We start from the raw sequence: 14,701 nt of genomic DNA on the forward strand, positions 1-14,701 counted from the left end.
CCGCAACCGGGAGACCACACCATGAACCACCCCCCGATAGCCCGGCTGCGCGCCCTGCGCTCCGTCGAGCTGCTCACCCCCGAGTTCACGCAGGCCACCGACTTCTACGAGGAGGTCTGGGGACTGGAGGTCGTCGAGACCGAGGCCGGCACGAGCTGGCTGCGCGGCACCGGCGAGGAGCACCACGCCCTCCAGCTCACCCGCGCCGACCGCATCGGCCTGGGACGCCTCGCCTTCGCCGTGGCCACACCCGCCGAGATCGACGAGGCCGCGCGGCGACTCCAGGCGCGCGGCATCACGCCCGTCACCGGACCCGGCCCCCTCGACCAGGTCGGCGGCGGCTACGGCCTGCGCTTCCACGACCTCGACGGACGGCTCGTCGAACTCTCCGCCGACACCTGGGCCGTCACCGCCCGCGGACGCGACGCCGCCGTGCCGGTCGGTGTCACCCACGCCGTCCTCAACACTCCCGACATCGACGCCTCGGTCGCCTTCTACCGTGACGTCCTCGGCATGCGTGTCTCGGACTGGTCCGAGCACCAGATGGCGTTCCTGCGCTGCAACGCCGACCACCACTCGATCGCCTTCAACCAGGCGCCCTGGGTGTCGCTCAACCACGTGGCCTACGAGATGACCTCGGTCGACCACTTCATGCGCGGCCTCGGCCGGCTCCGCCACCACGGTGTCATCCCCGAGTGGGGCCCCGGGCGCCACGGGCCGGGCAACAACACCTTCTCCTACTTCACCGACCCCACCGGCCTCGTCTGCGAGTACACCTCCGAGGTCGCCCAGATCGTCGAGGACGCCTGGATCTGCAAGGTGTGGCGCCGCACCCCCGAACTCTCCGACGTCTGGGGCACCGCAGGCCCGCCCTCGAAACACATCCGCGCCCACATGGCGGGCACGCCCGACGGCAGCCCCGTCGTCCCGCCCCTCGACGTCGAAGCCGCCCAACCCGCCGAAGGAGTCCCCGCATGAGCAGCACCGCACCGCGCCGCGTCGGCCTCATCGGCTGGGGCGCCATCGGCCGAGTCGTCGGCGGCGCCCTCGCCGCCGGCGAGATCCCTGGCGCCGAACTGGTCTGCGTGGTCGACAACCGGCCGCTCGGCGACTCGGTCCCAGTCCCCCAGCGCACCCTCGAACAGGCCCTGGAATCCTGCGACCTGATCGTCGAGGCCGCCGGACAGGGCGTCGTGCGCGAGTGGGGTACGACGATCCTCGCCTCCGGCACCGACCTGCTCGTCGCCTCCACCGGGGCGCTCACGGACGAGAGGCTCGCGAAGGAACTCCTGAACGCCGGTCCGGGCCGGGTGTACTTCACCGGCGGCGCGGTCGGCGGACTCGACCTGCTCCAGGCCGCACGCGCCATGGGCCCGCTCGACGACGTGCGCCTGACCACCACCAAACTGCCCTCCACCCTCGAACAGCCCTGGATGGACGAGGAGTTGCTCGGCAGGATGCGGTCGGCCACCGCGCCGGTCGAGGTGATGGCCGGCACCGCGCGGGACGTACCCGTGAAGTTCCCGAAGTCGACCAACGTCGCCGCGTCCGTGGCGCTCGCCGTCGGGGACTCCGACGCGGTACGGGTCAGCGTCGTCGCCGACCCCGCCGCCCGGCACACCTCCCACGTCGTCGAGGCGAGCGGCGCGCACGGCAGCTACCGCTTCGAGGTGCGGCACCTGCCCGACACCGCCAACCCGGCCACCAGCCAGGTCGTCCCGTACGCGGTGCTGCGGTCGCTCGCCGCCCTCGCCGGCCGGACCGGACAGATCCTGTGACGGCCTACGACCCGGCTGGGCTTCACCTCGAAGAGGCCGGCGACAGCGGCCCGCTCGTCCTGTGCCTGCACGGCATCGGCTCGTCCTCGGCGGCCTTCGCACCGCAGTTCGCGGCGCTCGGCCGGTCGTACCGCATGCTCGCCTGGGACGCACCCGGGTACGCCGGGTCGGCCGACCCGACCGGCCCGTTGACGATGGACGACTACGCCGACCTCGCGGCCGACGTGATCCGGGCCCGCGGCGGCAGCGCCCATGTCCTCGGCGTCTCCTGGGGCGGTGTGATCGCGCTGCGGCTGGCCACCCGCCACCCGGACCTCGTCGAGTCGCTGATGGTCGTCGGCTCCACGCCCGGCTCCGGCGCCGACCCGGACAGGGCGACCGCGATGCGGGACCGTGCCGGCGAGCTCGCCCGGCTCGGCCCGGAAGCCTTCGCCGCCGCCCGCGGCCCCCGCCTGCTGTCCGCCGGGGCGCCCGCAGACCTGGTCGGACGCGTCACCGCCACCATGGCCGCCGCCGTCCGGCTGCCCGGCTACGGCCACGCCGCCGACGCCATGGCGGCCACCGATCTGCGCGGCGAACTGGGCCAAGTCACCGCGCCCACCCTCGTCCTGTGCGGCGACCAGGACCGGATCACCGGTCCCGACGCCTCACAGGTCCTGGCCGGCGGTCTGCACCGGACCGCCTACGTGATCGTCAAGGACGCCGGTCACCTGGCCAACCAGGAGCGGCCCGAGCACGTCAACGCCTGGCTCGCCTCCCATCTGCACATCGTCACCCACCGCTAGGAAGGCCCGATTTCCATGCCGCTGACCACCACCGAGTACGACAACAACGGCGACCTCGCCAAGTACACCGACTCCCTGATCGCCACCCAGGAGACCCGCGACCCCGACTGGGGCACCCTGTCCTTCCAGGAGAAGGCCGGCCCGCAGTTCAAGCGCGCACAGATCCGCTACGTCGGCTCCGGCGCCACCGGCAACCACGAGAACGACAACCGGATCCTGCCCTCCGGCGGCTTCACCTTCTCCAACATGCTGCTGCCGCCCGGCGCCGAGGGCCCGGCCCACACCCACCACGACGTCGAGGAGGCGTTCTTCGTCCTGGAGGGCCAGGTCCGCGTCGGCATCCACCGCGGCCCCGACGAGGTCGAGTACCGCACCCTCGGCTACCGCGACATGATCGTGGTGCCCGCCGGCGTCACCCGCTCCCTGAAGAACGAGGGCGACACCGACGCGCTGTTCTGCGTGATCATCGGCACGCAGAAGCCGCAGGTGCCGACGTACCCCGAGTACTCGCCGCTGTACGGCGTCACCCGTGACTGAGCAGGTCGTGGTGACCGGGGCGGGCCGTGGCCTGGGGGAGGCCATGGCCCGCCGGGCGGCGGCCGACGGGTACCGGGTCGTGGTCGCCGAGCTCAACCAGGAGTGGGGCGAGCGCACGGCCGCGCGGATCCAACAGGACGGCGGCACGGCGGAGTTCGTGCCGCTCGACGTCGCCGACCCGGCCTCGGTCGCCGCGCTCGCGGACCGGCTCGCCGCAACCGGCCCGGTGTACGGCCTGGTCAACAACGCGGCGCTCGCCAACGGCGTGGGCGGCAAGGAGTTCCAGGACATCGACGTCGAGACCTGGGACCGGCTCATGGCGGTCAACGCCCGCGGCCCCTGGCTCGTCGCCAAGCATCTGCTCCCGCTGATGACCGGGCCCGGCCGGATCGTCAACATCGCCTCGGACGCCGCCCTTCACGGCTCACCGCGCCTCGCCCACTACATCGCCTCCAAGGGCGCGGTCATCTCCCTCACCCGGGCCATGGCCCGTGAACTGGGGGAGCGGGGCATCACCGTCAACGCCCTCGCCCCCGGCCTCACCGAGGTCGAGGCCACCGAGAGCGTCCCGCCCGAGCGGCACGCGCTCTACGCCGAGCGCCGTGCCATCTCCCGGCCGCAGCAGCCCGACGACCTCACCGGTCTCGTGTCCTTCCTGCTCGGCGCGGAGTCCCGCTACCTCACCGGCCAAGTGATCGCCGTCAACGGCGGCTTCACCATGCACTGAACCACCCCATCTGCAAGGAGTACGTCATGGATCTCGGCCTCGCCGGCCGCACCGTCCTGGTCACCGGCGGCAGTTCGGGCGTCGGCCTGGCCACGGTCCGAGCCCTGCTCGACGAGGGCGCCCGCGTCGCCGCCTGCGGACGCGACCCGGAACGGCTCGCCAAGGCCGCCGCCCGCCTGGGCGCCGGACCCGACCGGCTGTTCACCGGCACGTGCGACGTCCGCGACCCGGACGCCGTACGGCACTTCACGGACGAAGCCGCGCGGCACCTCGGCGGCCGGCTCGACGCCCTGGTCAACAACGCGGGCCAGTCCCGCATGAAGCGCCTCGACGAGACCACCGCCGAGGACTGGCGCGACGAACTGGAGCTGAAGTTCGCCGGGGTCCTCAACCCGCTGTCCGCGGCCCGATCCCACCTCCGTGCCTCGGACGCCGCCGCCGTCGTCAACGTCAACGCGGTCCTCGCCAAGCAGCCCGAGACCCGCCTCATCACCACCAGCGCCGCCCGCGCCGGCATCCTCAACCTCTCCAAGTCCCTCGCCACCGAACTCGCCGCCGAGGGCATCCGCGTCAACTCCGTGTGCCTCGGCCTCGTCGACACCGGCCAGTGGACCCGCCGCCACGCCGCCGCGGACAGCGGCCTCACCTACGAGGAGTGGCAGGCCGAACTCGCCGCCGACCGCGGCATCGCGCTCGGCCGGCTCGGACGTGCCGAGGAGGTCGCGTACGCGATCGTCGCGCTGCTCTCCCCGCGCGCCTCCTACATCACCGGAACCAGCATCGACGTCTGCGGCGGAGTCGGCCGCGGCATCCTCTGAGGAGTCTGCCCATGCAGTACGACAACGGGGGCGAGCTCCTCGTGGCCCACCTCGAATCCCTCGGCATCGACACCGTCTTCGGCATCGTGTCCGTGCACAACCTGCCCCTCGTGGAGGCCGTCGACCGCCACCTGCGCTTCGTCCCCGTCCGGCACGAGGCCACCGCCGTCAACGCCGCCGACGGCTACGGCCGCGCACGCGGATCCATCGGCTGCGCCCTCACCTCCACCGGCACCGGTGCGGGCAACGCGGCCGGTTCGCTGATCGAGGCCCTGTCCGCCGGGACCGCGGTCCTGCACGTCACCGGGCAGGTCGAGTCGCAGTACCTGGGCAGCGGGCGCGGCTTCATCCACGAGACCAAGGACCAACTCGGCATGCTCAGCGCCGTGTCGACGTACGCGGCCACCGTCACCTCCGCCCGTGACGCCGGACGCGTCCTGCGCGAGGCGAGCGCGGCGGCACTCGCGACGCCGGGCGGGCCCGCCAGCGTCGAGTGGCCGATCGACCTCCAGTACACGGCTCAGGAGGACGCGGGCGAGGCCGTCCCCTTCGGTGAGGCTCCCTCCCCGGACGCGGCCGAACTCGCCGCCGCACAGGCGCTGCTGGCCACGTCACGCCGCCCGCTCATCTGGGCCGGCGGCGGCGCCCGCCACGCCCGCGCGGAGCTCGCCGCACTGCTGGAGGCCACCGGCGCCGGACTGATCGGCTCCAACTCCGGGCGTGGCTCGGTCCCCGAGGACCACCCCCTCGTGATCGGCAACTTCGCCACCAACCCCGCCGTACGCGCCCTGCTCGCCGACGCCGACCTCCTCGTCACCATCGGCACCCACTTCCGCTCCAACGAGACCGCCGACTACAACCTGAAGCTCCCCGAGGCCCACATCCAGATCGACGCGGACGCCGAAGCGCTCGGCCGGGTCTACCCGGCGCGCCACGCCCTGCACGCCGAGGCCGCCGCCGTCCTGCCCGCGCTGACCGGGGCCGCCGTCCGCGCCGACGCCGACTGGTCGGCCCGGGTCACCGCCGTACGCCACGAGGTCCGGGCCGCACTCCACGACGACATCGGACCGCAGGCCGCCCTGTGCGACGCCCTCGCCGCAGCCCTGCCGCGCGGCGCCGTGGTCGCCCGTGACGTCACCATCCCGTCATCGTCCTGGGGCAACCGGCTCCTGCCGATCCACGATCCGCGCGCCAACGTCTTCCCGCGCGGCGGCGGCATCGGCCAGGGCCTCGGCATGGGCATCGGCGCCGCGCTGGCCCGCCCCGACGAACCGACCGTGGTGATCGCCGGCGACGGCGGCCTCGCCGTCCACTTCGGCGAACTGCTCACCGTCGCCCAGGAACGCCCCCGCCTCACCCTGATCGTCTTCAACGACGGCGGCTACGGCGTCCTGCGCAACATGCAGGACAAGTACGGCGAACGCCGCTCCGGCGTCGACCTGTTCACCCCCGACTTCGGTCCGCTCGCCGCCGCCTGCGCCCTGCCCTACGCCCGCATCGCAGCCCCGGAGGAGGCCGCCCCGGTCCTGGAGGCGGCCCTCGCCTCCGACGGGCCCACCCTCGTCGAGGTCGACCTCACCGCGCTCGGCCCGATGAAGAACCCCTTCACCCCACCCGTCAAGATCCCCACCGCGTAGGGAGGCCACCGTCATGACCACTACCGACGAGCACGAACTCGACCTCCTCGTCCGCCGGATGACCTGGGAGGCGGACGGCGTCCTCTCCGTCGAGCTGGCCCGCCCCGACGGCAAGCCGCTGCCGGCCTGGACGCCGGGCGCCCATCTCGACCTGCACGTGGGCGGGTTCGTCCGCCAGTACAGTCTGTGCGGCGACCCCGCCGACCCGACGGCCTACCGCCTCGGCGTGCTCAACGAGCCGTCCTCGCGCGGCGGTTCACGCCACGTGCACACCAAGCTGCGCCCCGGCCAGACAGTGCGCGCCGTCGGCCCGCGCAACCACTTCGCGCTGGAGCCCGCCACCTCGTACGTCTTCCTCGCGGGCGGCATCGGCATCACCCCGATCCTCGCGATGGCCCGGCGGGCCGAGCGGGACGGCGTCCCGTACCGCTTGATCCACGGCGGCCGGTCCCGGGCCTCGATGGCCTTCGGCGCCGAGCTGTCCGCCCTCAACGGCGACGTGACCCTCGTACCGCAGGACGAGCACGGCCATCCCGACCTCGCGGCCGCCCTGCGGGACCTGCCGGCCGACGCGTTGGTCTACTGCTGCGGACCGGAACCCCTGCTCAAGGCCGTCGAAGCGGTCTGCCCCGCCGGGCAGTTGAGGGTCGAGCGGTTCGCCGCGCCCGTCGTCGAACGAGACGGCGACGACACCGCCTTCGAGGTCGAGTGCCGCAGATCCGGCGTGACCCTGAACGTCGACGCCGGCACCTCCGTCCTGGAGGCGGCCGAGAACGCGGGCCTGGCCGTCGCCTCCTCCTGCCGGGACGGCATCTGCGGCTCCTGCGAGACCCGCGTCCTGGCCGGCACCCCCGACCACCGTGACTTCCTGCTCAGCGAGGCCGAACGCGCCACCGGCGAGACGATGATGCTCTGCGTCTCCCGGTGCGCCTCCGACCGCCTCGTCCTGGACCTGTGACCCGTACGGAGACCCGCATGACCACCGACACCGCCTGGCCGTACCTCGAACCGCACCAGACCCGCGGACACGAGCCGACCACCTACGAGCTGAAGCTCGCCCGCACCCTGGAGGAGATCTTCACCCACGACGGCCACGAACTCGCCGACGTCGTCGCCGGGCTCAACGCCCGCCAGGTCCGCACGCCGTCCGGCGCGCCCTGGACCGAGGAGACCTTCCGCACCGAGATGCAGCGCCTGGGAGCCTGAGATGCCACTTTCCGTATCCGACACCGCAGCCCACATCTACGCCCACGGTCTGCGCAACCAATGGCACGCGGTCGTCCCCTCCGACTTCGTCGCCCCCGGCGGACTGCGCAAGGTCACCGCCCTCGGCGAGAACTGGCTGCTGTTCCGCAAGGCCGACGGCACCCTGTCGATGCTCGCCGACCGCTGCCCCCACCGTGGTGCACCCCTCTCCCTCGGGAAACACCTGGGTGACCGGGTCGCGTGCTGGTACCACGGCGTCGAGGTCGACGGCTCCGGCACGGTCACCTCCGTGCCCGGCCTGCCCGGCTGCAACCTGGAGGGCAAGACCCTCGTCACGTCCCTCCCGGTCCGCGAGGTCGGCGGCGCGATCCTCGCCTGGTTCGGCGACGAGGAGCACCCGGAGCCCGCCGAGCTGACCCTCCCGGAGCCGCTCACCGACCCGGAGGTGTCCGCCTTCCTCTGCTACGCCGAGTGGAACGTGCCGTGGCGGTACGCCATGGAGAACCTCCTCGACCCGATGCACGGCGCGTTCCTCCACCACGAGTCGCACACCATGTACGACGGCGACACCAAGGCCAAGTTCCGCATCCGGGAGACCGAGCGCGGCTACTTCTTCGAGAAGACCGACCAGCGCGGAGTCAACTTCGACTGGGTGGAGCTGTGCCGCACCGGCGTCGACTGGGTGGACCTGTCCATCCCGTACCCGCCGTCGGCGGGACCGGGCGGCGCGTTCGGCATCGTGGGTATGGCCTGCCCGGTGGACGCCGGACGCACCGGCGTCTTCTTCTGGCGCTACCGCAGGGTGACCGACTGGCAGCGCGACACCTGGCGCTTCCTCTACAAGACCCTCATCGAGGAACGCCACTGGCAGGTCCTGGAGCAGGACCGCGTCATGCTGGAGGCGATGCCCGCCGACGCCGACCAGCGGGAGAACCTGTACCAGCACGACCTGGGCGTGGTCCGCCTGCGGCGCCTGTACCAGGCCCGGGCGGCGGAGCAGTCCAAGGCGGCCGCGACACTCTGATGCCGTGGGGGAGGGGCGGGCCGCTCGTCAGCCCACCGCGCCCTCCTCGAATGTGTCCGACTCGACGATCGAGTACTCAAGACCGGACAGCAGCCGGGCGAGCTGACGGCGCTCGGTCAGGGAGAGCCCGCCGAGCATCCGGCGCTCGTTCTCCAGATGCTCGGCGAACACCTCGTCCACCTTCTGCAACCCGGCGTCGGTGAGCCGTGAGTACACGACACGGCGGTCGACCGCGTCGCGCTCGCGCACGAGCAACCCGTCGTTCTCCAGCCGGTCCAGACGCAGCGTCACACCCGCCGACGAGATCAGACCGGAGGCGGCCAGCTGGCCCGCCGTGAGCCGATAGGGCGCGCCGGCCCTGCGCAGCGCCGTGAGGACGTCGAACCCGGCGACGGACAGCCCGTGCTTCTCGATCTGCGCCGTGAGCCGCGACTGGTACTGGAGGTAGGCCCGGTGCAGTCGGGCCAGCACCTCCAGTGGCGAGGTGTCCAAACCGGGGCGCTCGCGCGCCCAGTCCTCCACGATGCGCGCCACGGCGTCCGGCCGCCTCGCCCTGCGCTGAGCCATGTCGTCCCTTCACGGCTGGTCCTGTCGTGAAACGCGGGCTCAGTGGCCCCGCGCACCCCCTGAGAAATCTTAGCCCTGAGACAACCGAGGCGAACATCCACCGTCGTCCGACGGGGCGGGGGCGCCGGGTGGGCTCAGAAGATGCCCTGGCCGGGGACGAGGATCCCGCGCGGGTCGTAGGTGCGCTTGGCCCTCACCAGCTGTGGCCAGACCGGGCCGAAGTGGGTGCGCCAGTCCGCCCGGGTGAAGGGGATGCTGCCGACCGGGTACTGGGTGCCGCCGGCCGACGCCGCGAGCTCGTAGGAGGACCGGTTGGCCGCCAGCAGCCGGTCGACGGTGGCCGTGTCGTCCGGCGGCGTCGTGCGCAGTACCGCGAACAGGTACGGCGTCGCGTCGTCCGGCGCCCGCAGCAGCGGCGTGGTGAGGCGGTCGCGCCGGATCGGGTAGACGAGCACGACGCCGGGTCCCAGATCGGCCGGGGTCAGGTCGTCCAGCATCCGGGAGACGAGGGCGCCCGTCGACCTGCCGGGAAGCAGCAGGTTGAGCCAGGGGTGCGCCCAGTCCCAGAGGCCGGCCTCCTTCAGCGCGGCGACGGAAGGTGCCAGCCGGTCCAGGAAGTCGAAGTAGGAGAGGTCGGCGATCTGGACGCCGGAGGGGTCGTGGCGCAGGCCGCGCAGCAGGACCGCGTCGTCCGGTGCGGGGCCCGCCGGTGGGCCGTACGCCACCGCCTCCAGGGTGTGGACCCGGAACTCGCCCCCGGGGTCCGCGGAGACCTGGCCCTCGACGTAGTCGAAGCGTCCCTCGCGCACCAGGGTGCGCTGGTCCTGGAGGAAGGTCTCCAGGTCGTCGTACGGCAGCAGGTAGTGGCGTACGGTCCGCGGCGCCCGCACCAGGCGGACGGTGGCGGCGACGATGACGGCGCACTGCCCGAGCCCGGCCAGGACCGCGTGGAAGAGGTCGGGGCGCCGGGACCGGGAGCAGCGCACGAACTCACCTGCGCCGGTGACGACCTGGAGCTCGGTGACGTTGTCGACCTGGGCGCCGTGTCGATGGGTCTGGCCGCCGATGCCGCCGACGGAGAGGGTGCCGCCGACGGACAGTTCGAGATAGTCGGTGAACACCGGCGGGGTGAGACCGTGCGCGATGGTGGCCTTCGCCAGCTCGCTCCATCTGATGCCGGCGCCGACGGTGACGGTCGTGCTGTGCGGCCCCAGGGGGCCGATGCGGGTGAGGGGCGCGGTCTCGATGACGAGGCCGCCCGAGACCTGGGCCTGACCCTGTGTGGCGTGCCCCTGGCCGCGCGGCGCCACCGGCAGCCGGTGCTCGTTGCAGAACCGGACCATGGTCACCACGTCACGGACCGACCCGGGGCGCAGTACGGCCACCGGGCGGCGGTGCACGATATGGCCGAAGTCGTCGGAGGCCGCCGTCAGGGACGCCTCGTCCGTGCTCAGCGTGCCGTCGAGCGGAGGGATCCCGACCAGGTCGGTTCCGTCCGCCGTGGCGGTCGTGGCCCAGGTGCGGGTGGCGGGGGCGAAGCCGATCACGGCCGCGCCGGTGACCGTGAGTCCGCGCAGAACGGTACGTCGCGACGGCGTGTGGGACATGCGGGGCCACCTCACGAACTATGGGGAATCACCAAGTCCGGGTCATCCTAGGCGAGTTGAATCCGCATGGCGGGAACGAAACGCGGACCTCCCGGCACGTCAGCCGGATGCGCCCCCGCGCGCCTCCAGCGTGCGCCGCGCGTGCGAGAGGAAGCCCTCCAGAGCCAGGTCGAAGGACCGGTCCGTACGGCTGTCGCCGAGCGCGGCGAGCGCCTCGGCCAGCCGTGGGGTCGCCGAGACGTCGGCTATCTCCCACATGGCCTCGGGGGCGGCGAGGTCCAGCGCCGAGCCGAGCACCATGTTCTCCAGGGCGATGATGACGGGCATGACGTCCGCCGTGCGGAATCCCGCGTCCAGCAGGAGGGTGACGGCCCGCTCGTAGTGCTCCAGGACGCGCGGGGCGCGCACCGGGTTCGTCATCAGCAGCGGGATGGCTCGCGGATGCGCAGCGAAGGCGGCACGGTAGGAGCGCGCCCAGGCCGCCATGGCGGCGTCCCAGGGGCGCAGGTCCAGCGTGGTGGCGTCGATGGCCTCCGTCACCCGTTCGCGCAGCAGCTCCACGATGCCGTCCCGGCCGTCCACATGGTGGTACAGCGAGCCGGTCTGCACACCGAGCCGGCGCGCGATCTGCGGGACGCTGAACTCGCCCTGCGCGTCGACGAGTTCGAGCGCCGCGGTGGTGATGCGCTCGCGGTCGAGCAGAGGTGTGCGCGGCCGTCCCATGGCGTGTGTTCCCCCTCCAGGGTCTTCCCGGTTGCTGAAAGGGAGGTTACATTGCGAAAACCGAAAGCCTTTAGATTTACGGCGCCGGACACCCCGAACGCCCGCTCCCCGCCTCTGCTCGCAGCTCAGAAGGGCTTTCCCGTGCCCGTCACCACTCCCGGCCCAGGCCCCGCCGAGGGCGCCCCGGCCGCCGGACCGTCCCTGCGCTCCGGTTCGCTCGGCACCGCCGACATCGCCTTCTTCGTCGTGTCCGCCGCCGCCCCGCTCACCGTCATGGCGGGCGTCGCTCCCCTCGCGATCCTGCTCGGCGGGATCGGAGCCCCGGTCGGCTATCTGCTGGCCGGCATCACGCTCGCCGTCTTCGCGGTCGGCTTCACCACGATGAGCCGCCACGTCCGCAGCGGCGGCGCCTTCTACGCGTTCGTCACCCGCGGACTCGGCCGCCACATCGGCATCGGCGCAGCCCTCCTCGCCCTCATCGGCTACAACGGCATGGAGATCGGCGTCTACGGCCTCCTCGGCACCGCCACCCAGGACACCACGCACGCCCTGTTCGGCACCGACGTCCCGTGGCTGCCCGTGTCACTGGCCGGACTCCTGCTGATCGGCTACGGCGGCTACCGCTCCATAGACTTCGGCGCCAAGGTCCTCGGCGTCCTGCTCGCCGCCGAGACCGGCATCCTCGCCCTGCTCGCCGCCGGAGTACTGATCAAGGGCGGGGCGCACGGCCTGTCCCTGCACTCCTTCACCCCCGGCAACGTCCTCGTACCCGGCACCGCGGCGGTCCTGGCCTTCGCGTTCGCCGCGTTCACCGGCTTCGAGTCGACCGTCATCTACCGCCGCGAGGCCCGCGACCCCGCCCGTACCGTCCCGCGCGCCACCTACATCGCCGTCGCCTTCCTCGGCCTCTTCTACGCGTTCGTCGTCTGGACCGTCATCCAGGCGTTCGGGGACGCCGAGGTCGTCGAGGCCGCCGGCACCGACCCCGCCGGCCTGTTCTTCTCCGCCATCACGACGTACGTCGGCGCCTGGGCCGCGGACCTCATGCACGTACTGATCGTCACCAGCGTCCTCGCGTCCCTGCTCGCCTTCCACAACGCCATCAACCGCTACGGCCTCGCCCTCGCCGAGGAGGGGATCCTGCCCAAGGCCCTCGCCAGGGTCCACCCGCGCCACGGCTCGCCGTACGTCGCCGGAATCGCCCAGACCGTGCTCGGCGCGGTCGTCGTCCTCGCCTTCGCAGCGGCCGGCGCCGACCCCTACGGACAACTGCTGCTGTGGGTCAACACCCCGGGCATGCTGGGCCTGATGGCTCTGCAACTGCTCGCCGCACTCGCCGTACCCGTCTACTTCCGGCGCATCAGCCACCGTGAGGGCGTGCTGCGCACGGTGGTGGCGCCCGTCGTGGCCGCCGTGCTGCTCAGCACCGCCATCGTCCTGGTGATCACGCACCTGGACCTGTTCACCGGAGCCTCCGCGGGCGTGAACACGCTGCTCGCGGCCATCGTCCCCGCGGTCTTCCTGGCGGGGCTCGCGCTTGCCGAGTGGCTGCGCCGCCGCAGGCCCGGGATCTATGCGCGGTTCGCGTCCGAGCCGGCCGAGGCCGGGTCCGGGGACGCCACGGCCTCGCAGACGGCGGCCTCCCGGGCCGGGGACTGACCTCCTGCCTCGCGGCGACAGCGAACCGTCCACGACCGACCATCAAGGAGAAGCAGCCACATGCCCACCGCCGACCTCGTCATCACCGGCGCCCGCGTCCGAACCCTCGACCCCGAGCGCCCGCACGCCTCAGCGGTGGCCGTGCGCGACGGACTGATCGCCGCCATCGGTGAGGAAGCCGACGTACGGGACTGGCGCGGAACCGGCACCGAGATCGTGGACCTGGCCGGGGCGAGCCTCGTGCCCGGCCTCGTGGACTGCCACAGCCACCCCGTCTGGGGCCTGGAGATGGCCACCGGCCTCGATCTGTCCTCGGTCCGCGACCTCGACGGACTCCGGGCGGGGCTCACCACGGCCGAACGGACCGACGGATGGGTCGTCGGATACGGCCTCGACCACAATGCCTTCGAGGGCCGGCCCATCGACCGGGCCCTGATCGAGGACGTACTGGGCGACGCCCCGGCCTTCCTGCGCCTGTACGACGGACACTCGGCCCTCGTCACCGGCGCCGCGCTGACGGCTGCCGGTGTCACCGGACCCCGGACCTTCGCACAGCGCTCCCACCTCGCGACCGACACCGACGGGCGCCTGACCGGGCACCTCGTCGAGCACGCCGCGATGGACCTGGTCGGTGCGGTCGTACCCCGGGCCTCGCACGCCGAACGACGCGCCCGGCTGGTCGAGTTGCTGTCCGCGATGGCGGCGACCGGGCTCACCGGAGCCCACGTCATGGACCTCGGCGACCTCGACCTGGTCGACACCGTCGCGCGGGAGACGGTCCTGCCGCTGCGGCTGCGCTTCGCCCCCTGGTGCATGCCGGGCGCCCACAAGGAGGCCCTGGACGAACTCGTCGCGCTCCAGGAACGCGCCGGGCGGCACTGGCGGGTGGGAGGGGTGAAGTTCTTCATGGACGGAACCGTCGAGGGCGGCACCGCCTGGCTGGAACACCCGGACTGCCACGGCCAGGGCACCGACGCCTTCTGGCCGGACCCCGCCGCGTACAGCGGGGCCGTACGCCATCTGCACCGTGCCGGGGTGCGGACGGCGACCCACGCCATCGGCGACGCGGCCGTGCGCCACGTACTCGACACCGTCGAGTCGCTCGGGCCGGGCGCCCGTCTCGTCCACCGCGTGGAACACCTGGAGTCGGTGCCGGACGACACCGTGGCCCGGTTCGCGCCGCTCGGCGTCATCGCCTCCATGCAGCCACCGCACACCGGTTACACCCGGGCCGATCGGTCCGACGAGTGGTCCCGGCGGCTGGGCGAGGAGCGCGCCTCGCGTGCCTGGCGGCTGCGGGACCTGCGGGACGCGGGCGCGGTCGTCGCGCTCGGCTCGGACTGGCCCATCGCCCACTTCGACGCCCGTAGCGTCCTGGCCACCGCCCGGGCGCCCCGCGGAGCTGCCTCGGCCAGGGCGGGACTCACCGGTCTCCAGGCACTGGAGGGCTGCACCTCGCACGCGGCCATCGCGGCCGGCGAGACGTCCGCCGCCGGCCGTATCGCCGTAGGGTTCCGAGCCGACCTGACCGCGCTGGGCGTCGATCCCGTCGACGCGGGCGGCGACGAGGTCGCCGGGGCGCCGGTGCGTCTCACCGTGACGGGCGGACACGTCGTGCACCGTGAGGTCTGAG

Annotated in this window: 15 protein-coding genes; 12 read left to right on the forward strand and 3 right to left on the reverse strand. The window is 72.8% G+C overall.

What is annotated here, in order from left to right; translation table 11 throughout:
• Positions 1–21 precede the first annotated feature (21 nt).
• Genes PGH47_RS39960 through PGH47_RS40005 form a run of 10 tightly spaced genes read left to right on the forward strand, consistent with a single transcriptional unit; the run spans position 22 to position 8,512 of the window.
• A complete protein-coding gene (locus PGH47_RS39960) occupies positions 22–978 on the forward strand; it encodes a VOC family protein (RefSeq protein ID WP_271667541.1) in 957 nt (318 codons plus the stop codon).
• Positions 975–1,778 carry an aspartate dehydrogenase domain-containing protein gene (locus tag PGH47_RS39965; protein ID WP_271667542.1) on the forward strand — a complete coding sequence of 268 codons (804 nt, stop codon included), beginning with the start codon at positions 975–977 and terminating at the stop codon, positions 1,776–1,778. Before PGH47_RS39960 ends, PGH47_RS39965 begins: the two co-directional genes overlap by 4 nt.
• On the forward strand, positions 1,775–2,563 hold the full coding sequence (locus PGH47_RS39970; RefSeq protein ID WP_271667543.1) for an alpha/beta fold hydrolase: 789 nt from the start codon (positions 1,775–1,777) through the stop codon (positions 2,561–2,563). Before PGH47_RS39965 ends, PGH47_RS39970 begins: the two co-directional genes overlap by 4 nt.
• A gap of 15 nt (positions 2,564–2,578) precedes the next feature.
• On the forward strand, positions 2,579–3,100 hold the full coding sequence (locus PGH47_RS39975) for a cupin domain-containing protein (protein WP_271667544.1): 522 nt from the start codon (positions 2,579–2,581) through the stop codon (positions 3,098–3,100).
• Positions 3,093–3,827, forward strand: coding sequence for an SDR family oxidoreductase (locus tag PGH47_RS39980; protein ID WP_271667545.1), 735 nt, complete (start codon positions 3,093–3,095; stop codon positions 3,825–3,827). The genes PGH47_RS39975 and PGH47_RS39980 overlap by 8 nt, the downstream gene beginning before the upstream one ends.
• Before the next feature lie 26 nt (positions 3,828–3,853).
• A complete protein-coding gene (locus PGH47_RS39985) occupies positions 3,854–4,645 on the forward strand; it encodes an SDR family oxidoreductase (protein WP_271667546.1) in 792 nt (263 codons plus the stop codon).
• Between the two features lie 11 nt (positions 4,646–4,656).
• On the forward strand, positions 4,657–6,282 hold the full coding sequence (locus PGH47_RS39990) for a thiamine pyrophosphate-binding protein (RefSeq protein ID WP_271667547.1): 1,626 nt from the start codon (positions 4,657–4,659) through the stop codon (positions 6,280–6,282).
• A gap of 13 nt (positions 6,283–6,295) precedes the next feature.
• A complete protein-coding gene (locus tag PGH47_RS39995) occupies positions 6,296–7,240 on the forward strand; it encodes a PDR/VanB family oxidoreductase (RefSeq protein WP_271667548.1) in 945 nt (314 codons plus the stop codon).
• 17 nt (positions 7,241–7,257) lie between these two features.
• Positions 7,258–7,488 carry a recombinase-like helix-turn-helix domain-containing protein gene (locus PGH47_RS40000; protein WP_093868377.1) on the forward strand — a complete coding sequence of 77 codons (231 nt, stop codon included), beginning with the start codon at positions 7,258–7,260 and terminating at the stop codon, positions 7,486–7,488.
• Position 7,489: 1 nt separating this feature from the next.
• Entirely contained in the window at positions 7,490–8,512 is a 1,023-nt protein-coding gene (locus tag PGH47_RS40005) for an aromatic ring-hydroxylating oxygenase subunit alpha (protein WP_271667549.1), read from the forward strand.
• A gap of 27 nt (positions 8,513–8,539) precedes the next feature.
• On the opposite strand, the gene PGH47_RS40010 is transcribed toward PGH47_RS40005, so the two are convergent.
• The 3 genes from PGH47_RS40010 to PGH47_RS40020 all read right to left on the reverse strand — a co-directional run bounded on the left by PGH47_RS40010 (position 8,540) and on the right by PGH47_RS40020 (position 11,409).
• Complete coding sequence (locus tag PGH47_RS40010) at positions 8,540–9,079, reverse strand: MarR family winged helix-turn-helix transcriptional regulator (protein WP_271667550.1); 540 nt, start codon at positions 9,077–9,079, stop codon at positions 8,540–8,542.
• Between the two features lie 134 nt (positions 9,080–9,213).
• A complete protein-coding gene (locus PGH47_RS40015; protein WP_271667551.1) occupies positions 9,214–10,686 on the reverse strand; it encodes an FAD-binding protein in 1,473 nt (490 codons plus the stop codon).
• Between the two features lie 99 nt (positions 10,687–10,785).
• A complete protein-coding gene (locus PGH47_RS40020; RefSeq protein WP_271667552.1) occupies positions 10,786–11,409 on the reverse strand; it encodes a TetR/AcrR family transcriptional regulator in 624 nt (207 codons plus the stop codon).
• A gap of 141 nt (positions 11,410–11,550) precedes the next feature.
• Between PGH47_RS40020 and PGH47_RS40025 the strand changes: the two genes are divergently transcribed.
• Together PGH47_RS40025 and PGH47_RS40030 are read left to right on the forward strand one after the other, a co-directional pair.
• Complete coding sequence (locus tag PGH47_RS40025; RefSeq protein ID WP_271667553.1) at positions 11,551–13,068, forward strand: APC family permease; 1,518 nt, start codon at positions 11,551–11,553, stop codon at positions 13,066–13,068.
• A gap of 60 nt (positions 13,069–13,128) precedes the next feature.
• Positions 13,129–14,700 carry an amidohydrolase gene (locus PGH47_RS40030; RefSeq protein ID WP_271667554.1) on the forward strand — a complete coding sequence of 524 codons (1,572 nt, stop codon included), beginning with the start codon at positions 13,129–13,131 and terminating at the stop codon, positions 14,698–14,700.
• Position 14,701: the final 1 nt, after the last annotated feature.

It is taken from the genome of Streptomyces sp. HUAS 31 (assembly GCF_028198125.1).
Classification (GTDB): Bacteria; Actinomycetota; Actinomycetes; order Streptomycetales; family Streptomycetaceae; genus Streptomyces; species Streptomyces chartreusis.